Source organism: Calothrix sp. PCC 6303 (assembly GCF_000317435.1).
Lineage (GTDB): Bacteria > Cyanobacteriota > Cyanobacteriia > Cyanobacteriales > Nostocaceae > PCC-6303.
The window spans coordinates 4948888-4975473 of sequence record NC_019751.1 but is presented as its reverse complement, the minus strand read 5'-3'; the positions used below and the strand labels follow the sequence as shown (position 1 = coordinate 4975473).

The 26586-nt window shown below is 40.6% G+C and carries 24 protein-coding genes; 9 read left to right on the top strand and 15 right to left on the bottom strand.

Annotation, left to right across the window (positions count from 1 at the left end):
* Window positions 1-9: 9 nt before the first annotated feature.
* Window positions 10-534 (bottom strand): DUF4112 domain-containing protein, encoded by a 525-nt coding sequence (locus tag CAL6303_RS20255; protein WP_015199703.1) that lies wholly within the window; start codon window positions 532-534, stop codon window positions 10-12.
* A 245-nt stretch (window positions 535-779) separates the two neighbouring features.
* Here CAL6303_RS20255 and CAL6303_RS20250 point away from each other — a divergent pair, with 245 nt between their 5' ends.
* Complete coding sequence (locus tag CAL6303_RS20250; protein WP_015199702.1) at window positions 780-1493, top strand: M23 family metallopeptidase; 714 nt, start codon at window positions 780-782, stop codon at window positions 1491-1493.
* A gap of 250 nt (window positions 1494-1743) precedes the next feature.
* Here CAL6303_RS20250 and CAL6303_RS20245 read toward each other — a convergent pair whose 3' ends face one another.
* From CAL6303_RS20245 to CAL6303_RS20225, 5 genes are all read right to left on the bottom strand, one after another.
* Window positions 1744-2769, bottom strand: a complete 1026-nt coding sequence (locus tag CAL6303_RS20245) for a 2-hydroxyacid dehydrogenase (RefSeq protein ID WP_015199701.1) — start codon at window positions 2767-2769, stop codon at window positions 1744-1746.
* A gap of 511 nt (window positions 2770-3280) precedes the next feature.
* Window positions 3281-5179: an ATP-dependent zinc metalloprotease FtsH gene (gene ftsH / locus CAL6303_RS20240; protein WP_015199700.1), complete on the bottom strand. Its 1899-nt coding sequence runs from the start codon at window positions 5177-5179 to the stop codon at window positions 3281-3283.
* Window positions 5180-5427: 248 nt separating this feature from the next.
* The gene (locus tag CAL6303_RS20235; RefSeq protein WP_015199699.1) at window positions 5428-6441 is read right to left on the bottom strand and encodes an outer membrane beta-barrel protein; all 1014 of its coding nucleotides are present in this window, start codon (window positions 6439-6441) and stop codon (window positions 5428-5430) included.
* A 1-nt stretch (window position 6442) separates the two neighbouring features.
* Window positions 6443-7561 (bottom strand): hypothetical protein, encoded by a 1119-nt coding sequence (locus CAL6303_RS30840; RefSeq protein WP_203225931.1) that lies wholly within the window; start codon window positions 7559-7561, stop codon window positions 6443-6445.
* A gap of 265 nt (window positions 7562-7826) precedes the next feature.
* The gene (locus CAL6303_RS20225) at window positions 7827-8996 is read right to left on the bottom strand and encodes a hypothetical protein (protein WP_015199697.1); all 1170 of its coding nucleotides are present in this window, start codon (window positions 8994-8996) and stop codon (window positions 7827-7829) included.
* Window positions 8997-9215: 219 nt separating this feature from the next.
* On the opposite strand from CAL6303_RS20225, the gene moaA reads away from it, so the two are divergent.
* Window positions 9216-10214 carry a GTP 3',8-cyclase MoaA gene (gene moaA / locus CAL6303_RS20220; protein WP_015199696.1) on the top strand — a complete coding sequence of 333 codons (999 nt, stop codon included), beginning with the start codon at window positions 9216-9218 and terminating at the stop codon, window positions 10212-10214.
* A gap of 2 nt (window positions 10215-10216) precedes the next feature.
* Here the strand turns inward: moaA and rpsD are convergent, their stop codons facing one another.
* From rpsD to CAL6303_RS20195, 5 genes are all read right to left on the bottom strand, one after another.
* Window positions 10217-10825, bottom strand: a complete 609-nt coding sequence (rpsD, locus tag CAL6303_RS20215) for a 30S ribosomal protein S4 (protein ID WP_015199695.1) — start codon at window positions 10823-10825, stop codon at window positions 10217-10219.
* A gap of 407 nt (window positions 10826-11232) precedes the next feature.
* Window positions 11233-12267, bottom strand: coding sequence for a glucokinase (locus CAL6303_RS20210; protein ID WP_015199694.1), 1035 nt, complete (start codon window positions 12265-12267; stop codon window positions 11233-11235).
* Between the two features lie 141 nt (window positions 12268-12408).
* Window positions 12409-13056 carry a histidine phosphatase family protein gene (locus CAL6303_RS20205; protein ID WP_015199693.1) on the bottom strand — a complete coding sequence of 216 codons (648 nt, stop codon included), beginning with the start codon at window positions 13054-13056 and terminating at the stop codon, window positions 12409-12411.
* Window positions 13057-13224: 168 nt separating this feature from the next.
* A complete protein-coding gene (locus CAL6303_RS20200) occupies window positions 13225-13866 on the bottom strand; it encodes a DUF1294 domain-containing protein (RefSeq protein WP_015199692.1) in 642 nt (213 codons plus the stop codon).
* Window positions 13867-13887: 21 nt separating this feature from the next.
* On the bottom strand, window positions 13888-15081 hold the full coding sequence (locus CAL6303_RS20195; protein ID WP_015199691.1) for an AGE family epimerase/isomerase: 1194 nt from the start codon (window positions 15079-15081) through the stop codon (window positions 13888-13890).
* A 358-nt stretch (window positions 15082-15439) separates the two neighbouring features.
* Between CAL6303_RS20195 and CAL6303_RS20190 the strand changes: the two genes are divergently transcribed.
* From CAL6303_RS20190 to CAL6303_RS20175, 4 genes are all read left to right on the top strand, one after another.
* Window positions 15440-16549 carry a sensor protein KdpD gene (locus tag CAL6303_RS20190; protein ID WP_015199690.1) on the top strand — a complete coding sequence of 370 codons (1110 nt, stop codon included), beginning with the start codon at window positions 15440-15442 and terminating at the stop codon, window positions 16547-16549.
* 116 nt (window positions 16550-16665) lie between these two features.
* Window positions 16666-16989 (top strand): hypothetical protein, encoded by a 324-nt coding sequence (locus CAL6303_RS20185; RefSeq protein WP_015199689.1) that lies wholly within the window; start codon window positions 16666-16668, stop codon window positions 16987-16989.
* Window positions 16990-17034: 45 nt separating this feature from the next.
* The gene (locus tag CAL6303_RS20180; RefSeq protein ID WP_015199688.1) at window positions 17035-17613 is read left to right on the top strand and encodes a Uma2 family endonuclease; all 579 of its coding nucleotides are present in this window, start codon (window positions 17035-17037) and stop codon (window positions 17611-17613) included.
* Between the two features lie 62 nt (window positions 17614-17675).
* Window positions 17676-18254 carry a Uma2 family endonuclease gene (locus CAL6303_RS20175; RefSeq protein ID WP_015199687.1) on the top strand — a complete coding sequence of 193 codons (579 nt, stop codon included), beginning with the start codon at window positions 17676-17678 and terminating at the stop codon, window positions 18252-18254.
* A gap of 43 nt (window positions 18255-18297) precedes the next feature.
* On the opposite strand, the gene CAL6303_RS20170 is transcribed toward CAL6303_RS20175, so the two are convergent.
* Together CAL6303_RS20170 and CAL6303_RS20165 are read right to left on the bottom strand one after the other, a co-directional pair.
* A complete protein-coding gene (locus CAL6303_RS20170) occupies window positions 18298-18945 on the bottom strand; it encodes an HAD-IA family hydrolase (RefSeq protein ID WP_015199686.1) in 648 nt (215 codons plus the stop codon).
* Between the two features lie 193 nt (window positions 18946-19138).
* The gene (locus CAL6303_RS20165) at window positions 19139-22033 is read right to left on the bottom strand and encodes a zinc-dependent metalloprotease (RefSeq protein WP_015199685.1); all 2895 of its coding nucleotides are present in this window, start codon (window positions 22031-22033) and stop codon (window positions 19139-19141) included.
* A gap of 635 nt (window positions 22034-22668) precedes the next feature.
* Here CAL6303_RS20165 and CAL6303_RS20160 point away from each other — a divergent pair.
* The 3 genes from CAL6303_RS20160 to CAL6303_RS20155 all read left to right on the top strand — a co-directional run bounded on the left by CAL6303_RS20160 (window position 22669) and on the right by CAL6303_RS20155 (window position 25152).
* Window positions 22669-24411 (top strand): pentapeptide repeat-containing protein, encoded by a 1743-nt coding sequence (locus tag CAL6303_RS20160; RefSeq protein WP_015199684.1) that lies wholly within the window; start codon window positions 22669-22671, stop codon window positions 24409-24411.
* 385 nt (window positions 24412-24796) lie between these two features.
* Complete coding sequence (locus CAL6303_RS30835) at window positions 24797-24973, top strand: DUF6888 family protein (RefSeq protein WP_015199683.1); 177 nt, start codon at window positions 24797-24799, stop codon at window positions 24971-24973.
* Complete coding sequence (locus CAL6303_RS20155; protein WP_015199682.1) at window positions 24970-25152, top strand: DUF6887 family protein; 183 nt, start codon at window positions 24970-24972, stop codon at window positions 25150-25152. Before CAL6303_RS30835 ends, CAL6303_RS20155 begins: the two co-directional genes overlap by 4 nt.
* Before the next feature lie 8 nt (window positions 25153-25160).
* On the opposite strand, the gene CAL6303_RS20150 is transcribed toward CAL6303_RS20155, so the two are convergent.
* On the bottom strand, window positions 25161-25484 hold the full coding sequence (locus CAL6303_RS20150; protein WP_015199681.1) for a papain-like cysteine protease family protein: 324 nt from the start codon (window positions 25482-25484) through the stop codon (window positions 25161-25163).
* Window positions 25485-25504: 20 nt separating this feature from the next.
* Complete coding sequence (locus tag CAL6303_RS20145) at window positions 25505-26473, bottom strand: CHAD domain-containing protein (RefSeq protein WP_015199680.1); 969 nt, start codon at window positions 26471-26473, stop codon at window positions 25505-25507.
* Window positions 26474-26586 lie beyond the last annotated feature (113 nt).

Below are 26586 nucleotides of genomic sequence, written 5' to 3'. Positions count from 1 at the left end.
ATTATTTACTTATCCCAAAATCATCGATAATAAGCCGAGTAAAGCACCAGAGATAAAACGATAAAGAATTACGGTTAATGCCACTACCACAACAGATATTAGTAATAATCCTCCCATAATCAAAGCAACGAATACTTTGTCAGCAGCTTGATTTTGTCTAGGAGACTGAAGATGTGCTTCCAGTAATGTAATGTTTTTGGTATTTGCAGTCCAGGCAAAATCAAATAAGTCACCAACGACGGGAACTGTTCCCACTAAGCTATCGATGACGATATTTGATACCATTCTGCTTAATGTTGCTTTGGATGCGCCTAGTCTGGCAGCTTCTAAGACTATATAGGCAGAAAGCATAATTCCCAAGAAGTCTCCCCCACCAGGTAGTAATCCCAGGATGGGGTCTAAACCGATACCTAATTTTGTTCCGGGAATGACAACAGCTTTATCTAGTAGACGGGCAAGTTGACGTAATCGTTTGAGGGTTGAGGCTGTAGCACTAGGTTCCAGCATTGATTGATTCAGCGGTGGCTGAGACATGATAGCGATCGCATAAATTGTTGAACAGCTATATATTTTACTGCCTTGATGTTATTTTGGCGTTGTTCTACCCCTTAGAAGAGTTTAGCTAAAAATTGGATCGCAACATAAAGTTTTGAACTACGTCTGATGTCAATGGTGTGTATATACATACATTTTCCAAATTTATTGAGAAAATGAGCATATTAATGAGTATTGACACTGGTAATAGGCAAACCAATCCTATTACCACAAGGAATTAAAACATGATTCAGTGGGGAAAAAAATCCATCAAATTTGGGGGCAAATTCTTTCTATTAGGATTGAGTTTAACAACCTTTATCAGTCTGCTGCCTCAACCAGCAGCAGTCCAAGCCCAAATTTACAAATCTCAATCTCAGCAAATCGCAACCGCGAATATTGGCTGGCAAGCAGCATCATTTCCAGTGGAACATTTTCAAGCTTACACCTCACCTTTTGGCTACCGTCAATCGGCAACCGGGGGAAGCAACTGGGAATTCCACAGTGGTTTGGATATTGCTGCACCTAACGGAAGTTATATCCGTAATTGGTGGGGTGGTACTGTTGTCAAAGTTTCTGATCAAGGTGCCTGTGGAACCCACATTGTGATTCAATCAGGTCAATGGCAACATACTTACTGTCATATGCATGGAAGTGCTGGTATTGATTCCGGTAGACGTTATTTAATCGATCGTCAGGGAGGAATCTTAGTTTGGGAAGGACAGCAAATCCCCGCAGGTGTGAGGATAGGGCGTGTTGGTACAACTGGACGCAGCACTGGACCCCATCTTCATTGGGGGTTAAAGTATGCTGGAAATTATGTAGACCCGGCGATGGTTTTACGGGCTATGTTCTCACAACAGCAACCAGCCTCTAGCCAATCTAGACCCCGTTTTACTCAGCAACAAAGACAAATTAGAATCGACGAGTCGAAATATATTCGGGATTCGGGGTATTAAAAAATAAGTCATGAGTAATGAGTAAGTTTTGTAACGGGGATTTAGCGCAAACTTAACGGGGGCTGTGCCTCCGTTAAAGTTTGCGGGGTCATCCGACTCCGCAAACGTGCCGCCCCGACACAAAACGCTCTGCCGTCGTTGATTGCTGGGGAATTAAACCCCCAAAATTTATTCTGGTGCAGGCATCTTGCCTGCTACTAATGCAAGAACAGGCAAGAGGTTATTTTATTCTGGCTCTGCTAATGAAAATTCAGGTTATACCTGTCTTCGATAAAATTTTCGGTTCTGCTTGAATCTCGTTGACACAGGAAATTCCCTGCATAACTTCAGTAATATTTTTCAGTGTTGTCTCCGCAATATTGCTTAACGCCTCCTCAGTGAAAAATGCCTGGTGTCCAGTAATCAGGACGTTGTGAAAGGTTGTCAGACGGAGAAAAACGTCATCTTGGATGATGGTTCCTGACAAATCTTCAAAGAATAAGTCAGATTCTTTTTCGTATACATCCAAACCTAGTGAGCCAATTTTGCCAGATTTTAAGCCTCTAGTCACAGCTTTGGCATTAATTAAAGCACCTCTACTAGTATTAATTAACATCACACCAGGTTTCATTTGTGCGATCGCATCGCTGTTGATGAGGTGATGGGTTTCTGGTATGAGGGGACAATGTAGTGAGATAATGTCAGAATTGGCAAAAAGTTCTGGAAGTTCGACATATTTTGCTCCCAACGCTTCGACTTCGGGATTGCGATATACATCATAAGCGAGCAGTTTACAACCAAATCCTTTGAGAATTTGGCTGACAATTAACCCAATTTTGCCTGTACCAATGATACCAATAGTGCGATCACGCAGGTCAAATCCCATCAATCCATCGAGGGAAAAATTGCCTTCTCTGACACGGTTGTAAGCACGGTGAATCTTGCGATTGAGGCAAAGAATCATTGCGATGGTATGTTCTGCGACTGACTGAGGTGAGTATGCAGGAACGCGAACTACTGTAATACCGAATTCGGAAGCAGCTTTTAAATCTACGTTGTTAAATCCAGCACAACGGAGGGCAAGTAAATGTGTACCGTTTGCGGCAAGAATTTCCAGGGTTTTTGCATCAGCTTCATCGTTGACAAAAATGCAAACTGCGGGAAATCCTGTGGCAAGTATTGCTGTATCTTTATTTAGGTGGGGATCGAAAAATGCAAACTCATATTGTTGGTTTGTGTTTGCTATTTCCAAAAACTTTTTGTCGTAGGCTTTTTTACTGAAGACAGCTACTTTCATTTAGAACCTCACGGCATTTGAGAATTGGGATTTTGGGCTTCAATTTTAGATCAATACTTGTAGGTTAAGAAAAAAGATTAAAAATTAACAAGGAGAAATTCTTTCCTGTTTAACTTAACCAATACCTTCCCCAAAACGGAGTATCACAAAAGCCATCCAAAATCATCGGATTCCTGAAAAAATAAGGGTTTTATTTTCAGCCGACGGCAAAAGCTTAAAACCCTTATGGGGTAAAGAACGTAAATAAAGCCCTCTACGGTAAAATCAGCACCATGTTTATACGGCTTTTAGTTTTGCCAAAAAAACAGAAACCCTTAATTTACCGTGGAGACTGAAAGCTTTATTTCTCGTAAAATGGCGAAGGTATTGATGTACACGGCAGCTTTAAAGACGGGGAAGCTTAAGGGACTAGCGTCAAAATAAAGTACCAGATGAAAACTCTGAATCCATCATAAAACGGTAAAGTCTGATTGGTATATCGGTATATTATTTAATTGCAAGTCCCTAACCTCTAAACACCTGACTTTGCTAATTCCTTTTCTGGTAGCTTTGTGTATTCGGAAACAATCTGCCGGAATTGTTCACCTTCGATGGTTTCCTGTTCCACTAACAAATCCACCAAACGGTCTACCAAATCACGGTTTTCACGGATAATTCGCCGCGCTTCTTGGTAAGAATGATTTGCTATTTCCCGAACTTTGCGATCGATTTTAACAGCTACTTCTTCAGAATATTCGTTTCGTGTCACCCAGTCACGACCTAAGAATACATCCTGATTCTGACTTTCTAATGCCAGCAAACCGACATCAGTCATCCCGTACACCGTCACCATTTTTCTGGCAATATTAGTCACCATTTTCAAGTCAGACAGTGCGCCATTTGTCACCTCAGCCTCGCCAAAAACTTCCACTTCTGCTGCTTTTCCACCCAAAGTCATGGTGATGCCATCTCTCATTCTGGCACGGGTATTAAGTCCGCTATCAATTACTTGCTCATTGGGAATTTGCTGGGAGAAGCCGCCAACACCGCCAGAACGAGGAATGATGGTAACTTTGTTGAGGGGATCGGAATGCTCAAGTAATGTTGTGAGGAGGGCATGTCCAATCTCATGGTAGGCAATGAGGCGTTTTTTCTTGCTATCCAGTAATGGATTTAAAGTTAAACCAATAGTTAAGCGATCGATGGCATCGTCAATTTCTAGTGTGGTAATTGCTTCTTTGCGACGACGTGCGGTGAGAATTGCGGCTTCGTTGAGAAGATTGGCTAAGTCTGCACCTGTAAAACCTGGTGTACGTCTGGCAATTACTTCTAGGGAAACTGTAGGATCTAATTTTTTATTCCGCGCATGAACTTGGAGAACTTCCAAGCGTCCTTTGCGGTCTGGTGCATCAACTATTACCTGGCGGTCGAAGCGTCCAGGGCGTAAAAGTGCGGCATCTAGGACATCTGGGCGGTTTGTGGCGGCAATAATGATGATGCCGTTGTTACCTTCAAAACCATCCATCTCCGTAAGTAGTTGGTTGAGGGTTTGTTCTCGTTCATCATTTCCCCCACCAATTCCGGCACCGCGTTGTCTTCCCACTGCGTCGATTTCATCGATAAAGATTATACAGGGGGCATTTTCCTTGGCTTTTTTAAATAAATCCCGGACACGGGAAGCACCGACACCGACGAACATTTCCACAAATTCTGAGCCAGAAATACTAAAGAATGGGACTGCGGCTTCACCTGCGATCGCTTTTGCTAGTAAAGTCTTACCAGTACCGGGTGCACCAACTAAAAGTACACCTTTAGGAATCCGCGCACCAACTGCGGTAAATTTTTCTGGTTGTTTGAGGAATGTAACTACTTCGGCTAATTCTTCTTTGGCTTCTTCAATTCCCGCCACATCTTCAAATTTTATCCCTGTTTTTGCTTCCATTTGAAACCGTGCTCTGGTTTTACCAAAGTTCATCGCTTGGTTAGAAGCATTACTGGAACGTCGCAAGAATAGCAACATTAATGCCGCTAAGGGCAAAATCCACATTAAGTTAATTAATAACCCCACGGCAGCACGACTACCTGTTGAGGATGACTCACCAAAATCAACCCTTTTATCTCTGAGTCTAGCGATTAATTCGCCATTTTGATTTAAAAGCCGCACTTGTAAAGGTGGTGTATCTGGCTTTTGATTTTTCAGATAAACCTTAGCGATTTGTTCGGTTTCATCCAACTCAACCCGCTTCACTTCATCGTTTTGAACTTTTTTAATCAACTCACCATAGTTCAATTCCCGCTCATTTTTTTGCGCTGACGCGGGGGAATTGCCTATACCTGGTAACACTAGCAAACTAGCTGCTAAAGCACCCGCTAAAGCTAAACGTTTAACTGGGTGGTGTTTCGTCAATTGATTTACTTGCAGATTTTCCATAATTATAACCTTTGGTCTACTGGCACCAACTAAGCCCTAGCCGTGACGGTGTTCTTTTTTGTAAATGTTCAGAGATATCTCTGAATTTTGTGAAAATAACTTTTTCAGGTCTATCTAATCTAGTTTAGCTCGTAGGTCGTGTGTAGGGGGGTAGATGGTGGGTTTTCTCCCACTTCTATCCTAAATTATCGAATTATAGGAAAACCAAATACCAGTTCATAACACTTCACGGGACGTGAGTATGCTTATTAAAATAGTGGCAGATTCAAACCCAAATTTATCCCCACAGAAAAGTTATCCATATTCGTAAAGCTTTGGGAAGAAGAACCAAATAAGTAGGAAGCACTGCTACCGATAAATAAGTCTTGGTTGATGTTGTAAACCAAATCTAACCCAACTTGATGTTGTGTATCAAACCTTTCCTGCTCGGTATAATCTTTGAAAGTGAGACGATAATCTAATGCACCTTGTAACTTAGGCGTTAGGTCATATTTTAATCTTGTACCCAGGGAATTAGCAATTCGACTTTGGGTTTTGGGGGTAGAAAAACTTGCCCTTAGTTCGTAATATGAGTCTAATCTTAGCTGTGAAGATAACGAATCTTGACGAGCGATGATAAACCGAACCGAGTCATCAAGCAGAAGACGTTTATCTGATGAAACCGAGTATAGTCTATCTTGCACCCATCCTAGTTGACCATAGACTTTTGGTGTTATTCGTTGTTGGATAGCTGCATTAAAGTTGAGATAGTTATAGTTATATTCATCTTTGGTGGCAAATCTGGCTAAACCACCACTAACCCCAGCAATTAAGCGGGTTTCTGCACCTAATTTGGGTGTTGCCAGTAAGGTGGCACTATTGATAAATACTGTATCGCTACGTTGAAGAAAATCTACACCCGTAATATTAGAACTACTAAAACCAGAGGAACGTAACAACAGTTGGACATCTGGTTGTGGTGGTTGTGGTGGTTGCTTCAGCTTGGGGGTGGGAATAATTTTGATTTCTCCTAAGTCTGAGTCATCTGCTTCTGGAGAATTTTCAGGTTCTGTTGGTTGTGGAATCGGAGAATTTGCAGGGGAATCTGGAAGGGTGGGAATATTTTTATTTTCAGTAATTATTGTTGGTGCAAGATTGAGAGCTTGATCAACAGGTACTGTTTGATTGATACTCTCATGAGGATTTGCTAACACCAGATTTTGGCTCCAACCCCACAATAGTAGCAATACTAAAGAATTAAGCGTGATTGAATATCTGTACATATTATCTGATTACTCCAGGTTGATTATTAGGAGTTTGATTATTAGGAGGTTGGGTTGGAGGTTCAGCTCGAGGTTGGGTTGGAGGTTCAGTAACTGGAGGTTCAGTAACTGGAGGTTCAGTAATTGGAGGTTCAGTAATTGGAGGTTGAATCTGGGGTTCTTGTCGTGGGGGAACAACTACATCACGTCTATCCTCAAATGTGCGTAAAGGATCATCCGAGTTTGTATTAATGCAGTTACTGGACAATGTACTGGCAACACCCCTACCATTTAAAGTGCAGAGTCCTTCGATCCATTTTTGCTGTGCTTGCCACGCGGCAATTGTATCCTTTCTAACTGCCCTAAATGTTTCTTGAACTTGAGGTGGTTGGTTAATTAACAAGTTTTCTTGTCCAGGACCTAAAGCAGCTCCTAGCTTGGTATTACTATAAAAACGACCTAGATCGAAAGTTTTTACATCACCCAATACACCATTTTTGATATCTAATGTTTTTCCTGATTCAAGATTTTTGAATTGGGTACCATCTTGATTAAATACTTTAATGGGAGTCGAACCAAAATTTCCGATAGAAACAACATCTAGCTTCTTAGCAACAAAGAATGAATCACTATTTGATTTTTTTTGGGGTGTAGGTGAAGACAGGTCAAAACTACTTTCTACCCTACCGCTACCGGGAATTTCCACAGTGGTGACACCGCCGCCAGGGGGAATAATGGCAACTATCGTTCCTTCTTGCAATTCAAATATAGTTTCTGCAACAATTTGACCATTTTTGAGTTGCACTCTTCGCAATCCTGGCTTAAATCTAAAAATACTATTGGCACCAACCTCAAAAGCCGTACCTTCATTAAATAATAAATCAACACGCGATCGCGCTTTGGTTTGAACGGCATCTAAGGGACGTATTGAATCTTTCAACTGTGCTCGACGTGCTGGTTTGTTTGCCAACAACAAATCTACCAGTTTTTGCAACTTGTATACTTCGGCTCTAGTTAATTCTGCGTTTGACTGTGCTAACACTGGATTAGCAGAGATTAAAATCAGAAACATCACCAGAAAATATTTTGGAGTTAATAACTTCATCACTTCTGTTGTCCTCCCCACAAACTTAGATATCATAGTTCTTAGCACAACCGTGTTAACCCGGAGAATATATTTTAAGTTTTGTAAAAAAATAAGTATTTTTACTGAAAAAAGGACAGTTTGACTTGAAGCTGCAATTATAACCTCATCACGCGATATTCCTACGGAACCCTAAGAGCGACTGCTAGATTCCGCAATCACTAAATTATTGTTCAATTAGTTCAATTAGCGCTAGAAAATACCCCTGCTGCACATTCCTGTACACCAAGGGTAAAATCAACCAATTCCCCAAGCTTGCCGATTAGAAACCAGGAGCCGGAACTGCTACTCTATTACTAGGAACAATCTGTGGTTGATATGAAAACACTTCGCGGCTACGAGGATCTACAGTCACCTTCAACCACTGAACATCATTTGTGCCGCTTGCCTGATTGTTACCAAATGTCTCGACACGAGTAAAGTTTTCTAGTCTTCTACCTTGAACATCTAGAAAAGGCTTGTCAATCCGGTAATAGTGGGAGTCACCATGTACATAAGCAATCGGCTTACGAAACGCGATCGCTTCATCGCGCAAAGCCAATAAAAAGTCTTTGAAGCCATCAGGTTGCCCATCGGTTTGTACCAATGTCTTCGGATCTCGCAAAGGTGCTCTAGTGGGGTCACTCAAATCCCACCCCGGATTACCTTGAGAAATCAACATCACGGCTGCCGATTTGCGCTGCTTTGCCACCTTAAAAGTCTCTTTCAACCAGGCAATATTGGCTGCATTCCTTGCCGCATATTCCTCTGGGTTAGGTGCAGTGTCGCATAGATTATTGCAGGAACCCTGGATATTAAGTGTGACGTAAGTAACCCTGCCTACCGTCCAGCGGCGGTTCTCAACACAGGGTGTAAAACCATTGACACCAAGGCACAATGGTGTAGTTTGGACTTGTTGGCGTAACCGACGTTGCCCCAAAGAAAAATTTGTGCTAAAAAACACTTTACGCTCATAGTCGAGCCGTTCAAGTGAATTGTATCCCCCATTGCTAGGGCGATCGCAATCAGTCCAATCATTGTCACCTGGGGTGAACATTGCTGGTGCTTCCAAAGCGTTGAAGTAGCCAAGAGCCTTGGAGTATAGCGCGTCATCACAAAGACTATTAGAGCCTGCCTTAAGATCCCCATCATGGACAGTGAAAGCAAGTTTTTGCGAATTCATGTCATCGATGAGTCTGGTTACACCTACTTCCTGTGCTTCCGAATAGGGTAAATCACCCCACAATCCAATCTCGTATGATTGTGCGATCGCGTTCTCGTTTTCTCTGGCAACCACCAAGCTGCTACTTGCAGATACCAAGAGTGGTAAAGTTACTAGCAGTAAGGACATTTTACGCAACAAACGTCCAGTAGTAACTTGTCTAAGCACTGAGTAGCTAAAATTTTTCATCATATCCCCAATTATTTTTGTATCCGTAAGTGCATCTTGCATAAGTAGCTTGTGCGGCAGCTATTACAGTCAGCAATTTAGATTAACGGATAGTCGATGATGGAGGGGTTATGGAGAGGTTATAGGTACTAAATTTTACAATAAGGCATGAAAATACTGGCGGAAAATGACGCTGATAATTGAAATTCACCAACGTACTAGTGAAGAATTTACCATGGAAGCTGGGATATCAGTCACAATAAAAAATAAATCCCACATCCCATGAACCAGGTAGATTATCTCCGAATTAGCTTAATCGATCGTTGCAACTTTAGTTGTCAATACTGTATGCCGGAAGGTGCAGAGTTGGATTACATTTTGCAGCAAGATTTATTAACTAATGCAGAATTACTGACTCTTATCAAAGAAGTTTTCATTCCAGTTGGGTTTACTCGGTTTCGCTTAACTGGTGGAGAACCTTTGTTACGTCGTGGTGTGGTGGAGTTGGTGGAACAAATTGCCAGTTTTCCCCAAACTAAAGATTTATCGATGACAACTAATGGTTTTTTACTAGCACCACTGGCACAAAATCTCTATGATGCGGGTTTAAAACGGATTAATATTAGTTTGGATTCTTTGGACGCGGATATATTTAACCAAGTCATCGGGAATAAAGGACTTACGTCCCGCTTAAAATGGGAAAGTGTCTGGAATGGTATTCAAACGGCACATGATGTGGGTTTTGATCCATTAAAATTAAATGTGGTGGTGATTCCTGGTGTGAATGACCACGAAATCCTGGATTTAGCTGCATTAACTATTGATAAACAATGGCATGTCCGCTTTATTGAGTTTATGCCAATTGGTAACGGCGATTTATTTCAAGGCAAAGGCTGGATTAGTTCGGCAGAATTGCGTCAACAAATTAGAACTAAATGGGGATTGACAGAAAGCCAAGTTTGTGGGGCTGGTCCTGCTGATATTTTTCGGATTCCGGGGGCAAAAGGGACACTAGGCTTTATCAGTCAGATGTCGGATTGTTTTTGCGATCGCTGTAATAGAATCAGGCTTGCTGCTGACGGTTGGTTACGTCCTTGCCTACTGAACGAAACCGGACAAATAGATTTAAAAACTGCCCTCCGCAGTGGGGTTAGTACAACCAAACTACAGGGGCAGATTCAGGAATTATTGACGGTAAAATCTGAAATAAACTTTAAACAGCGAGAATCCGGAACTACGACAGGGAATTACAGCCGCACCATGTCGCAAATCGGTGGATAATATTAAGCTTGTCGTGAATAGTATTCCACAACTAGTAACTCATTGACTTGCAGTGCAATCCACTCACGTTCAATTACACCATTAACCTTACCTTCCATCTTGTTTTTATCAAACTCCAAATGGCTAGGAAGGTTAGCCAAACCAGGATATTGTAAATTAGCTTCAACTAATTTTTTGGAGCGGTCGTTATTACGCACCGAAATTACTTCACCAGGACGACATTGGTAACTAGCAATATTTACTTCGCGTCCATTGATCAAAACGTGACCATGATTGACTAGCTGACGTGCAGCTGGAATTGTGGGAGCCATACCCAAGCGGAAAACTGTATTATCTAAGCGCATCTCTAGCAACTGTAGTAATACCTGTCCAGTTGAACCAGTTACACGTCTAGCTTTACGCACATAACGCAATAACTGCTTTTCGGTTACACCGTAGTTAAAACGGAGTTTTTGCTTTTCTTCCAAACGGATTGCATATTCAGAACGCTTTTTACGATTCTGACCATGTTGTCCAGGTGGGTAAGCACGACGGGCACTTTTACGGCTTAATCCAGGCAATTCGCCTAATCGGCGAGTAATTCTTAGGCGGGGTCCTCTGTATCGGGACATGAGCTTCCTTACTTAATTCTTGTTTAAAATTTATCCAGACATACCATTATAAATCCAACTTGGGAAATAATAAATAAGATTCTGAAAAATCCTGAATAAATATTTCTGTGCTTGTTAGGTTTTATTGCCAGTGCGATACCTACGGTGGTCAACTACGCACTTGACAATTAAGACAGCCGCTACTGTAGGGCTTTACCTCAACTTAACTTTGTAATACCAATTCAAATAATGATTGCAACACATCCAACGGTAGAGACGTAGCACTGCTACGTCTCTACAAATATCTATCTGTCGGATTGTTTTTTCAAATTGGTATAAGAACGCTGCTTGCTAGTTGCAGGGGAATTAAACCCCCAAACGTGGTTCAAATAACTGAAAATCGTTACCTGTTATCTGTTCCCCATTCCCTATAATCTAGCTGCACAAATAGCAGCACCAATTAATCCCACCTGTTGATTGAGAACGACATGTACGGGAATGTCTTCGAGGATGCCTCGCATTCGTCCTTTTTGGGTGAAATTGAGCATAAAGTCGCCATTTTCTATTAGGGGAAGGATTTTGGGGGCAATACCACCAGAAATATATAAACCTCCGTGGGGGAGTAATTTCAGTGCCAGGTTTCCAGCTTCGGCACCGTAAAGTTCAACAAATAATTTTAGCGTTTGTTGGCATAGGCGATCGCGTCCACTCAGCCCTGCTTGCCCAATCACGGCACCCGGATCTATACTTTTTTCCGGTTGTCCAGCTTCTTGTTCCCAGGTGCGAATTGCTGCAGCAATATCTGGAGATTCATGGCTTTGTGCTTTAGCGCGATCGCGTAAAAATTGGTAAATTGATACTATTCCCTGTCCGGAAACTACTCTTTCCACAGATATGCGTTCGATACTGTGTTTATCTAACAGGTATTTTAAAAGTTGAAATTCTAATTCATTCCGAGGGGCAAAATCTGCATGTCCACCTTCAGAAGGGAAAATATGGTAATTTTCACCTTGTTTAACTAAAAAGCCTTGTCCTAAACCAGTTCCAGCGCCGATAATTGCAATCGGAGCATCCGGCTGAGGTTTACCATTTTGTAAAGTACATAAATCTTGAGCTTTCAAACCCAAAATTCCATAACCAACCGCAGCAAAATCATTAATTAAAGAAACCTGGGTAATTGCTAATTCTTGTTGTAATCTTTCGGTATCAAGATACCAGGCTAAATTTGTTAATTTTGCAGTATTATTCACCACAGGTCCCGCAATTCCAAAACAAGCTTTTGCCGCTTTGCTTTGAACATTTGCGCTTTGCATAAATTGCTGGACTATGGGGACTAAATCAATAAATTCAGCGCTGGCATAACTTTCTTGATATACATCTTGCCAATTTAGAGGGTCGGAGATATCAACTAATCTTAAGATTGTTTTAGTGCCGCCAATATCTCCAGCAAGTAATAATGTCATAATCAGTTATCAGTAAAAAGTAAACAGTTAGCGGTTATCAGTTAGCAGTTAGAAGTTAGAAGTTAGCAGTTATCAGTTATCAGTTAGATTAATTTCCCTACCATATATCTAATCACTGTTCACTGTTCCCTGTTCCCTGATTTAATTTAATCTCACAACCTCTTCAACTTCAGTTAAATGTGAAGTATCGTGGCTAAGTTCCAACATCCACTCTGGATGCTGGCGAACAACTTTAAATAAACTACATAATCTAACTTTTTCGCCAGTATTTGCCGTTTCTCCAGCTAAACCGATGGTTGCACCCATAACTGAGGCACCATGTCCTACTAAAAGAATATTCTGAGGGGCGTATTCTGTCGCTAGGCACCGGGCAGTTTGTCCAGAACGGGCGCGGACTTGGGCGCGAGTTTCGGGGTACTTAGCGGCGATTTGGGGGGTGTAACTGATATCGATGTGGGGGAACATCTCTGCTAGTTCTCTAGTGGAAATGCGTTGGGGTTCCTCTGTCATCCAATCAGGGTTTAACCATTCACTCAGACCAGTTTCTAACTTAATTGGCAAGTTTAGCACTTCAGCGATCGCACTGGCAGTTTGGACGGTTCTGAGAAAGGGGGAAGCAAAAATATGATGAATTTTCTCGCCACTTAAACGTTGGGCAAGTTGCTGTGCTTGAATAAAACCATCTTCCGACAATGGAGGATCATAGCGGTATTCAGCCGTAAGAAACCAATCGGGATTTACGAAATCGAGACGATTAGCATGTCTGGCTAACCAAATAATCTGGCTCATGGGCGAAAACCAAGCGACTTACGCCGCGCAAGCTTTGTATACTGCAAACTAACTATAATGCCATATTTCGGCACACCTAAACTAAAATTGCACCAGGCATGAATTATAAAAAATCCCAATTCAACTTGACTGCACAGCAAATTTTCGATTTGGCTTCGTAGGAAAGCTTTATAGTCTGATGTATGGTTTGCTAAAAAATAGCCAGCCTAACCAAATAATCTGGTGAAGTATAACAATTACCCAAAACTCAGATTGATAGGACTTCTTACTACTTTTGTGATGGAGTCTTCGTTGAGCTATAAATCCTCCCAACCAACCACCCGCTAGTTCACATAGATGTAGTGTATTCTCTGAAATTCTCCATTTCCCTTGCTTTGCCCGAAATTTGTCGTTTTTGTACAAGGCAAATGTTAATAAACTCATCACCGGATAAGGAATGAGTGGAAGCGGATGTGCTATCTTCCAAGCAAAGTGAAGTGAACCAAGCAGAGGTACAATCGATAATAATAATATCTCCAGAACTGGAAATGGAAATGTGGATATACCATTTGATTTGACTCCATAACTCGAAGATATCGAATTTGAATTACTTCTGGCTCCAAGAATGAAAGCATTACAAGCGCGATTTTTCCCATTTTCGGCTACAGCATAATAATAAATCGTGTCGCCGAGTTTTGGACGGCGAATTGAGTCTTTCAGTTCAGAGATGTGCAAAAAAACTTCTTTACTAGCATCATCAGGTTTGATAAACCCAAAACCTTTATCATCCTTCCAGGTTGTTAGTTGCCCTTTTCTGAGAACAGGTTTCATGCAATACCTTCATATCTATACCTATCCTGTAGTTTTCCCAGTAAGACTCAAAGTTTCAAACTCTTGCCAACAAAGAAATAAGGCACGGGGAACATGAAAACAACCTTTCCATTTTCCGCCTTTGAGATTTAACAACACTTCACCGCGACGGTTGAGATAACCAAACCATTCGCCAAATTCTGGATCTGCAAAATGTGACCAACTATAATCATGCAGCTTTTGGTACCATTCCCAGCATTCTTGCCGCTGGGTAAGTCGATAAGCCATTGCCAAGGCTACTAATGATTCTAAATGTACCCACCACAGTTTCTGATCCCATTCTAATTGTTGTGGTGGATGACCATCGGCATCCATAAAATAATAGAGTCCACCATATTCTTTGTCCCAAGCAAAATCGAGAATATTTAATACTACCTGCACTGCTTGGCTAATAGTTTCTTGATCTCCCCGACGTTGGGCGATATCCATAATAAACCACATTGCTTCAATGCCATGTCCAGGATTAATTATTCTGCCTTCAAAGCAGTCAAGATGTGAGCCGTCGGGGGCAATGTTTTCATACATCAATCTTCGCTCTTTGTCAAGGAAATCACCCATAACTTCACTCACTGTGAGATCTAAGACTTGATTTAGCTGTGTTTCTGGTAAAAGCCAACTCATTTCTAAAGATAAATTAGCCAGAATCATGGGGACAGCCAGGGATTTCATCGGGCGTGTACCAGGATAGGTTTTGGTATATTTACCCTTGGGGTCGTCTTTGCGACGTAAAACATTATTGTATGCTTGGATAGCGATCGCTTCCGCCGATTTATCCCCAGATGCCATAGAATACTGACTAAAAGCCATTGCCGCAAAGCAATCAGAAAAAATATTGTAAGGTTGTACTAATGGTGTACCTGCTTGGTTCAGGGCAAAATACCAGTTTCCTTCCTCGTCACGTCCGTGTTTTGCTAAAAATTCCGCTCCATGTTTGGCGATTTGTAACCAGTTTTCTCTCTGTTCGCAACGGTTATAGAGCATGGAGAACGTCCAAACCTGACGATTTTGCAACCAAATAAATTTATCGGTATCGTAAACTTGCCCTTCACGGTTCAAACAAGTGAAGTAACCACCATTTTTCTCATCAAGGGAGTATTTTTCCCAAAAGGGGAGAACATCATTTAGTAAGGTATCGCGGTAAAGTTGAGCTAGGGTTTGAAAGTCGTACTGAGTCATTTTAGATTTATATTTATATCTATAAATTTAGATTTTCCCAAAATACAGTAGATTGCATCTTGTTTGAATACAAAGAGAGACGTTTACCTTGAGTACCATCCACGAAATTATCATACTTTCATGTTTGGTTGTGGGTTTTTCCCATGATTAGCTGACTTGAAAAAAGGCAGTAGGCAGTAGGAAAGAACGTTTTTCATGGGTTTTGGTGTACGCAGTTCATGACGGCTATTTATTTTATTTCCCTGCCCCCCCTGCTCCTCTTCTTCCCCTGCTTCCCCTGCTCCCCCTGCTCCCCTTGCTTCCCCTGCTCCTCTTCTTCCCCTGCTTCCCCTGCTCCTCTTCTCCCCCTCCTTTTTATATGTTATCTTCTCCCGACACCACATATAATCGTTCATCTCGACGCGGTAAGCATAAGATATTTATTGGTATGGCTCCCGGCGTTGGCAAAACCTATAAAATGTTAGAGGAAGCGCATCAAATCCGTACAGAAGGGATGGATGTGGTGATTGGGATTTTGGAAACCCATGGTCGTCGGGAGACTGCGGAAAAAGCTGTGGGTTTGGAAGCGATTCCCCGACAAGATTTAGTAGTTAATAACGTCACTCTCAACGAAATGGATACTGATGCCATCATCACGCGATCGCCTCAATTGGTTTTGGTGGATGAATTAGCCCATACAAATGTCCCTGGATCGCCTAGAGAAAAGCGCTATCAGGATGTCGAAGTGATTTTGTCTTCTGGGATTGATGTTTATTCAACGGTCAACATCCAACATTTAGAAAGCCTAAATGATATAGTAGCTAGAATTACCGGAATCGTTGTACGTGAACGAATTCCTGATCGGTTACTTGATGAAGCCGATGAAGTGGTTGTAATTGATGTGACTCCAGAAACCTTGGAAGAAAGGTTACGGGAAGGCAAAATCTACGCACCAGAAAAAATCGAACAATCTTTGGGTAATTTCTTTCAACGTCGTAATTTAATTGCTTTACGAGAACTCGCTTTAAGGGAAGTTGCAGATACAGTTGAAGATGATGCGAAGTCTTCGGCTTTTACAGTTGCTAGCTGTAATATCCATGAACGAGTTTTAGTTTGCCTTTCTACTTATCCTAATTCTATTCAATTATTACGCCGGGGAGCAAGAATTGCTAATTATATGAATGCTCGTCTTTATGCTGTATTTATTTCTAACCCGGAGCGTTTTTTGAGTAAAGAAGAGAGTTTACATGTGGAAACTAGTTCTAAGTTATGTGAAGAATTTGGTGGAGAATTTTTGCGGGGAACTAGTCAGAATGTCGCTGAAGAAATTGCCAAGTTTGCAACTAAGTTACATATTACTCAAATTGTGATTGGAGAAAGCCAGCAACCTGGATGGAAAAGATGGATCAGACGCTCTTTTACTCAAAGGTTAATGGAATTAATTCGTTATCAAAATATCGACTTACATATTATTGCAACTCATAAATAAGAAAGCAATTAAAATAGGTATTGTAGTTTTACCAAAAAAAGTGTTAGAAATTATTTAGTTCTACGTCTCTAAAGCTTTTCAAAAATATATCTAATTAGATAAGTAGAGTATCTCCCATGAACCAAACAAATCTCTCTCAAAACGTCATCGATTGCTTACAGATTATATTAGATGCTATTGCTGAGTTAAATTACGATAATTTTCTCACAGTAGGTGATGAAAATTATCAAGCAAGTATTACAAAAGATATGTTTGATTTAGTTAGTTCTCAACTGGCTCCCCGTATGTCTGAGGGCTATACTATTACTTATTTTGGTCACATCAAACAATCTGGATATCATGTTTATCTCTGGAAGCTAAGTTTTGTAGATGATGGAGATGAATTTTTGGTACGTATGGCTATGAACGGAAACAAAGTTGCTGGAATTTTGATTACATAGATTTGTAGAATAAATAAGTGAATAAAACTGGAGATACATACTTCTATGACAGCACTAACTTTAAATATCAACTCCATAATTAAACTGACAAAAGAGCAATTTTATCAACTCTGTGAGGAAAATCCAGATTTAAAATTAGAACGTAATGCCCAAGGAGAATTGATTATTATGCCACCAACAGGAGGGGAAACAGGGAGAAGTAATTCTAGTATCAATGCTCAAATTTGGTTTTGGAATGAACAAAGGCAATTGGGGGAAGTTTTTGATTCCTCAACTGGATTTACTTTACCATCAGGATCTGATCGCTCTCCTGATGTTTCTTGGGTAGAAAAATCTCGTTGGGATGCTTTAACTAAAGAACAAAAAGAAAGGTTTATTCCCCTATGTCCTGATTTTGTGATTGAGATACTTTCACCTAATGATAGTTTGAAAAAAACTCAACAGAAGATGCAAGAATACATCGAAAATGGTTGTAGTTTGGGTTGGCTACTCAATCGCAAAAAACAGGAAGTAGAAATTTATCGTCCTGGAAAGGATGTGGAAGTTTTAAATTCACCTCAAAATCTTTATGGAGAAGATATATTGCCTGGTTTGATAGTGAATTTGCAAAAAATTTGGGCATAAATAGGCATGGTATTAGACGTTTAACTCTGCATGGTTCAGCCAATAAAATTGGAGATAATTCTATGACAGCACTGACACTAAATATCAACTCTATAATTAAACTAACAAAAGAGCAGTTTTATCAACTCTGTGAGGAAAATCCAGATTTAAAATTAGAACGTAATACCCAAGGGGAATTGATTATTATGCCACCAACAGGAGGAGAAACAGGGAGAAGTAATGTTAATCTAATTCTTCAAGTCGCATCATGGAATGAACAAAACCAATTGGGTGAGGTTTTTGATTCCTCAACTGGTTTTACTTTACCATCTGGGGCTGACCGTTCTCCTGATGTTTCTTGGGTAGAAAAATCTCGTTGGGATGCTTTAACTAAAGAACAAAAAGAAAGATTTATTCCCCTATGTCCTGATTTTGTGATTGAGATACTTTCACCTAATGATAGTTTAAAAAAAACTCAACAGAAGATACAAGAATACATCGAAAATGGTTGTAGTTTGGGTTGGCTACTCAATCGCAAAAAACAGGAAGTAGAAATTTATCGTCCTGGAAAGGATGTGGAAGTTTTAAATTCACCTCAAAGTCTTTCTGGAGAAGATATATTACCTGGTTTGATAGTTAATCTCCAAAAAATTTGGGGATAAAAATATGAAAGAGAGACGCGACATGTCTCGTCTCTACAAGTTGCTATTTTTTGCGTTGAATCAAAACCCCTCGCATTCCCGCCGATTTTGCGCCATGATAATCTTCACGTAGGCTATCACCAACATGCCAAGCTGCATCAGCATCACAATGGTGTTTAGCTAAAGCTTTAGCGAAAATTTGCGGATCTGGTTTTGCTGCACCAACTTGGGTAGAAATAGTAATAGAACTAAAAAATTCTCGAAGTTCCAAAGCTTGTAATACTGAGTAGATACGAGAGTCAAAGTTAGAAACTACTCCTAGTTCAATTCCCATTTGTTGCCATTTACGTAGGGAATCTAATACATCTGGATACACAAACCAAGGTTCAGCGGTACCAAAGTGAATGTAAAGTTCGCTAAAAAAGCCATCGAAATCAGAGAATTTGTCAAAAACACCGATGCTTTCAAAAGTTTTACGGGCAATTGCCCTCCACCATTCAAATTCATATTGGGGTATGTCTTGGTTTTCCGATTCAGGAAATACTGGTGGTGGTGCAGCTTGAAAACATTCGTAAAAGGCTTGATTGAGTGTTTCCTCATCGACATCCACACCAAATTCTCGCGCTATGTGTTTATAAACTTCACCTACACTGCCTTTGACATCAAAGAGAGTACCGACTGCATCGAGGAAAATTACTTTCGGTTTCTGCATGAAAATAAATCTTATCTTATCAACGGAGGAAATACTGTTAATTGTAGATTGACTAGTCCCATAAATAAACCGCTTGTTTCAATCCCTAATGAATTTATCGGATTTGTAAAGAGATGATTAATTCTCCGGAGTGGGGGAGTAAATAAACCTAACCTTTACTTGAAGTATTCTTTCTGCCTCCTGCCTTTATCTACTAGTTTGCCTGTAATGGTGCGTTCAATACTTTCTGAATGCGATCGCGTGTTTCTAAGATGTGGGCTTTGGTATAATCATCCTTTGAGTCTACGTTTTTTAATTTTTCATCCAACTGCTTTAATTTATACCAAGCAAGGGTACGGGCATCTTCGGGTACACGACCAAATTCCTGTTCTTTACGCAAAACCATTGCCGCCATCATGTCTACGTATTGCCGTTGGATACCGCGTCGTAAGCTGGAGATTTTGATTTCGCTTTTTTTCGCATCTACTACTTCTGTCCAAATTCCCGATTGCAGTGTGTCAAATAGCTCTGGAATACTAAGTGTTTTTCCTGACGGAGATTTCAATTCAATGTCCTTTAGACGGGATAAGCGATCGCTTGACAGCAAATCGGCTAAAACTGAACCCTGAACGAACCCAACTAAATCATGGACGGGATAATCTAACCTACCAATTCGGGGGTTCATTCCCCAATGTCTCCACCGCGAAGGTGCTAATTTGTTCAATAAATCGGGAGGGAAGTTAAAAGCATCTTCGGCAAACACATATTTTTGTAAAGTCCCTAAAGCCTGCCGTTGTTTTTCCACGGGTACAGGTTCAAATGGTAAATGTCCACCTTTATCGCTGGCACGAACTCGGTAAAATGACTGACCACCAATGTATTTTGTGGCAAAGAAAATATTTTGGAAATAGTTACCCAAAACTGTACTAAAGCGCTCACTAACATCACTATAACTATCACCTGCCGAGGGATAGCCCTTATTCAGCAAGTCCCACAAAACACGGGAATTCTCTAATTGCCACTGCGAATAAACCAACACATCCCCACTATTATCCCAAGCATTGACGGTGGGGTCGAGGTCATGCATATCTTCATCGGTGGAGTAACTATACTCTGCTTTGGAGGATTGTTGAGCAATTAGCTCAAGAAACGGCTTTTCAGCAGCGGTTGTGGCAGCAGCGATATTGCTGTAACCATATTTAATTGCCCAATCATCGTAGGGTCCCACCATAGTTGGGAAATAGTTACCCTGTTTACTGCCTTTAGGAGCAATATTTGGGGGAATATAATCCATTACTGATGTCACCAAACCTTTACGATTAGTAACTTCAGTATTATTCATATCCTGGGGTGACAACAATGTGCTACCTCGAAAATTGTGCCGTAATCCTAGGGTATGTCCAACTTCATGGGCAATGATTAATCGCAGATATTCATGAATATAATTTTTGATCTGTTCACCATTGGGCTTGGTTGGGGGTAACATGGTCATTGCCAACTTCCCAAAGGCAAATTGGTTAGCTGCTTCCATGCCATAACAAAGGTCATATTCCCCGGCTAATTTGGAGATGCGGTTGAGGAATGCTTGCTTTGGTTTAGGTTTCGCGGCTTGGGACTGTTGTCTAACTTCTAACTCTAAGTCGGTAGCGCAAATTGCCCGGTTTTGCATTAATGCGGAGATAGAAGTCCGCTGGGATTGATTTGGCTGCACAATTTGCCGATAATCACTCTTGAGAGCGCGAACAAAGCTGGCATCTACAAGAATAGTGGCATTTAGAATTTCTCCTGTGAGTGGGTTGACTCGTGATGGTCCCATGGCAAAGTAACCATCGACGGTGTTAATCCAGCGGATTGTGTTGTAGCGGATGTCGGCAGGATCCCAAGTAGCATTATCGGGCATTTGCTTGACTTGAATAGCGTCTTTAAATCCGGCTTTTTCAAAGCTTTTATTCCACATCAATACCCCCTGTTGAATGGCATCCCGGTATTGTAGGGGTATGGCATTATCTAACCAAAAGACAATGGGTTTTTTAGGTGGAGAAATTGCCGCATTGGGATCTGTTTTTTCCAAATTCCAGCGATTTATATATCTGACGAAGGGATCGTTGCGCTCATCGCTGGAGATATCTTGGTATGCTGTGAGGAAATAACCAATGCGCTCATCTGCCAAGCGGGGACGATAGTTGTGGGTGGGAAGTTCAGAAAGACTGTAGTGTAAACGCAGGGTAAACCCACGGGAATCTGCTAAAGTGGCAAATTCTTTGGATTCTTCTTTGCCTCCTCCCGAAGCAAAATTTAATACCGATTCTATTTCCGCATTTTGGGGAAACACTTTGGCGCTACCAAAGTATGATTGATCGGTGCTAGCTGGTATACCCAAACCCGCAGATAAACCTGCTAGATCAGTCAGTAGTAAGTCTCCTAGGTCTATAAGGAGGGTTTTACGTTGGGGATGAATGCTTTTGATGTTAATGGTGTAGAGGACAGAATCGCTAAAGGATCGAGCAAGCGATCGCGCTTGTGGATCACCTTCACGAGTACGAAAGTTAACATTCCTCACAACAAATTGAAGATTATTATTGACCCGCTGAAAGTAAAATAAAAAGTCCTGTAGCGGCATTCCGCTATAAATACCCGCTTCCCCAATTCCCGATTCTAATGTGGCTGTAGCCAAAAAGTTCTGGTTCAACTGTTCTGGCTTAATTTCTAAGTAAATTTTATTTTTTTCTTTTTGCCGATATATAGTGAACAATCCACTCTGCTTTTGTGTATCTTTAGTTACTTCCTCAAATTCCTCTAACTCGTCCCGCTTTCCAGGTTTGGGTTTGCTAGTTACTGGTGTTTTTTTCTGACTTTCTGCTGAGTTTTTATCTACTTTAAGATACGGTTGTTGTGTTGTATCTTTAGTGCTTTTAGCTACCCAAATAAAATTTTCCCGCTGAACTTGCCGATTTGAATTTACTACCCACACTTTTCCCAAAGGTAATAGATTTTTTTTATTACTTGTGCTGGTATTTGCCTGATCTACCGCTAGGGATTTACCTCCGACTCCAACTACTGCCAAACATAAACTTTGTAACACAATTAAATAACAGGCTAGTCTCTTCATTTCCAGCATCCCTAATAATGTAAATCCCTAAAGTTTTGACTACTGCAATTCGTCAACAGGGGAAAAGCGTCTTTCATAATCAGTAGCGATAATCGCTAACATTTCACCCATCACACAACCTGAAAGCATTTATAACAGCCTAATATCAAGCAGTAAAGTTTTTATTTTTTTTGTACTGTTTTGCTGTAGTATTTTCCCTAACAATTACCTGATGTTTGACATCGGTAGAACTGTGATGCTGAACAAGTACTGCTTGCTCTTTAAATCAGGACAGTCTCTTTGTTGTAAACATTACATATAATTGTTAAATATCACGAAGTCAGAGGAGGTTCCTCGTCGTTATACGAGGACATCTTTCAGACCGAGAAATATCTTGTGGCAATAGTATAAACAATTCAATCGGAAAATGAATGTTTATGCGAAAATTCAACATATTTTATCCTGATATTTTACTTTTTTGAGAGATTAAATGCATAGTTTGGATGTTTAGGTATCATGCTAATAACATCTTATTTGCAAATCTTCAAATAGTAGCCAATTACACTAACTTCAATCTCAGATCGAGTTTTAAATTTTAGTGTAATTTCGACAGTAGCCTGTAAGATACCCCATATTTAGTATCATCATATACAACAATGTCACATTTATCTCAAGTATGGAAACGTTTGAGAACTTATGTGAGCGGTTCGCGGAAACAAGAGAATTTAACTCAAACATCTCTAGATCCAAAAGTCGTTTTAACATTAAGAAATAATGTTGAAAATCAAGGTAAAAACTTGATAATATCTAACATAAATTCACAAAATTTTGTGTTTGATGAAACATTACAAACACAGTTGGCAAACTGGGCAAAATTTAGTGTTGATTCACCTGGAGAAACTACTCAGGTGTATGGGGAGATATATGATTTATTGGGTGATGCTGCCTTAAAGCAAGATGTCGTGGAGAGGGTAGTGGCTGGATTAGTTGCCAGTAACGACCAGATAATGATACTGGCATTATTTCAATGCCTAGAAAGTTTTTATAGTTGCTGGAATCGGGGAGAATTTATTGATGCGGCACCAGAGCAAAATTTTCCTCAGCAAAAAATGTTACAGATACGCAGGTTGACGACATCTAGTAACCCTGTTGGCATTAGGCAAGTAGATATTTATACAGGATTAAACGTGATGATTCTACTGCTGACTCTCCATCGCTATGTCCAGCAAAAACCAGAAATGCGGGTTCTGGGTGCCGAGCGATCGCTGATCAATTTTTACCCTTCTGGCAAGCCGAATCAAGATAATTTTTTCACTTCTCAACTGTTACGTGCAATCAACTATAGTGACGCTACAGAAATCGGTAACTTTAGTAACATTGTGGGAGAATTTCTTTGCGGGGGAAACTTCAGCAATGCTTATCTTGGTGATGCTAACCTTACAGGTGTCAATTTGAGCTATGCAAATCTCAGTGCTGCATACTTAGGTGATACTAATCTAACTGGTGCTAACTTCACTCGTGCAAATCTCAGTACAGCTTACTTGGGTGATGCCAATCTCAGTGGAGCAAATCTCCGTAGCGCTAACTTACACCACACAGATCTTAGTAGCAGTAACCTCAGCGGTGTCAATCTTTGTAAAGCAGACTTAACCCATGCTGACTTAACCCATGCTGACCTCAACAGCAGTAATCTTCAAGAGGCTAATCTCAGTAATTGTAACCTCACCAGTGCTAATCTTTGTGACGCTAACCTTACGTATGTAAACCTTCAGCATGGAATTTGTTTTGGTGCTAATTTTAGCGGTGCTAACCTCAGTCATGCCAATCTCAGTAGTGCTGATTTTTGTCGTGCTGACATCAGTGGTGTAGATTTGAGTCATGCAATCCTTCAAGGTACCAACCTGAGTGATACGATCCTCTTCAGCACTAACTTGACCCATGCCAACCTTCATGCAGCAGACCTAAGTTATGCAAAACTCCACGGTGCAAAGCTCTATGGTGCTAACCTTCGGGATGCAATGCTATTGGGTGCAGAACTCAGCGGCGTAGACCTCAGCCATGTTATTCTCGACCAAGCAGATCTTAGTGGTGTCTCCCTCAGCGAAGCCGATTTAGAAGGTGCTTCTTTAAGAGAAGCGATATTATTTGGCACCGATTTGAGTTTTGCGAGATTGAACAAAGCGAATTTAACTGGTAGTAACTTAACAGGGGCAATTTTCAATGGAACCGATCTCAGCTACAGTGACTTGAGTGATGCCATTATTGCTGCTGTAGATTTCAGCAACGCTAATCTAGAAGGAGTAATTTGGAATGACGCTCAACAATGGGAAGATGTGCGGGGACTGGAAACCGCTGTGAATGTACCAGTTGCATTAAAAGAGAAATTAGGATTAGCTTAACCAAAGCCAACATGCTACAAGTCTCCCCTTTTAAGGGGAAAAGTTTTTTGCTTTCGCTTTTCTTGCTTCCTCCTGCCTTCATTAACATCCACCCCAATTTGCTGGGGTTGGGGCATTCCGCCGAATTTGCTAAAATAGTGTACGGAAGCTAAACTGTCCTGTGACTACATACAAAACTAGTTATATTTACTACTATTCAATACATAATATCTGCTGTCAGTAGAAAAATGAGGCTCGAAGTGTGGTTATTGTAAACCTTGTTTAGCTTGAGAACCACAGTTTTAAGTCAAAATCGTGGATTGCGACGTAAGGAAGCAATGACAAAGCTTCACTTTTGATGATGGACGAGGTTTAATTAACTAATTGGAGTCAAATGTAAGTAAGGATGCAACCAACGCTTGAGCAACTGCGATCGCTATATGGTGTATGTGAGTTGATTGGGGATTTACTTCAGCCGATCAACCTTGTGCGCTACGATGAGCGTGTCAAAAGGATTGTCATCCTGGTAGAAGAAGATATCGAAATCGAAATATTCCCAAATGGGGAGGTACTAATTCGATGACGGAAGAAAACTATAAGTCCATGTCACAGCCGAAGTTACGGGAATACGTGCGGATGCATCCTGAAGATATAGAAGCATTCCATTATTATGTCGATAAACTACGCACGCAAACAGGTGTTTTAGTTAGTACAGAGGAAGAGTTAGAACAGGAATTACAAAAACGTATTGCACAAAGGTAAATCAGTTATCAGTTATCAGATGTATTAATTTTTACTGTTTCCTGTTTCCTGTTCCCTGTTCCCTGTTCACTGTCCCCTGTTCCCTGTTCACTGTTCACTGATTTAATTGCCAACCTTTCAAGGAAACAACTAAATTTTTCTTGATAGCTACACCCACCAGTGGGATCGATTATTTGTAAGTTTGTTCCTTCGGGAGTTCCATCACCGAAAATACCTGTGATAATTCGAGTTTGGGTTTCGGAATCATCGTAATTAACCCAAATTGAACCCTGGTTTTGAAGAAGTGAGAGTAAACTTTCGGGGGTGTAGTTTTCAGGTGCTTGTTTAGCCATATCAAATGAGACTTAATCTATCAATTAGAATTTAAAGGCTGCAAAATTAGTAAGTGTAAATCATTTCTGGTTTGATATTGCATTAAATTTTGCTTAATAATTTGCCACTCTTGCCAAAACTGGTAGCGATTACTTGCCAATAAATGAGTTAAGCTGGGGAATTTTGCCTTTACTTGTGAACCAAATACTTTAACCAGCCATGCTTCCAAAACCATACTATCTTGAATATTTCCTAAAATCTCTTGAATTTGTTTGATTTGTGCTAAATAAGTCGAATAATTTTCATCATAAAGCTCTACAAATAGCTCCATCTGGTAACGTAGATGTTTGGCTTGTTTTCGCAAACTATGGAGTGCTTCGGAGTTAGCAGTAATTTCTTGTTCAATCTCTGTTTGCTTGGCATCGTCAGCTACTTTCGTTCCCACAAGTAAACCTGGATGTAACAACAAGCGACTTAATTCTGGTGATAGTAAATCTGCCGTCACCAATTGAATTGGCAATGATGCCGATAATTGATAAGCTGGTTCTTCGAGCCACTGGTTTAAGTCATGTTTTAGTGATTTGTAATGTGAACCTTTGAGAGTTTCCTTCACCTTGATTGCTGCATCTTCACGGTGCTTTTGCAGCTGATGTAATAGCTTTTGTAGGGATTTTGCTTCTGTATCGGGTAAATTCGGTTGATAGTTAGTCTCCAAAGTCTCTTGTAAAACATCAAAATCTCTCAGTTCTCCCAGATTTCTTGCTATTTTACCGATTATGCGATCGCTTACCGACTTCGGCAGGTTCACCACCAACTTAAATCCAGAAACAGATGTGCGTAAACGACGCAACCCTACACGCATCTGGTGTAAAGCTTCAGGATCTTCATCTTTTTTAACAATCGGCTCCCACTTCAGAGTTTTATGAAAATGTTTCTGAATTGCCTGATAAGCACACTCACCCAAGGTTAATGTTGCTGATTCAGTGACTGTCTCTACTGTATGAGTCATGGGTTTTAGGTATCAAGATTAGGGTTTACTGGAATTTAGTCAAAACAATCGAATCATTAAATCGATAGACAGAAATTTTTGATGAATAATTTAGTAATTAATGATTCTCTAAT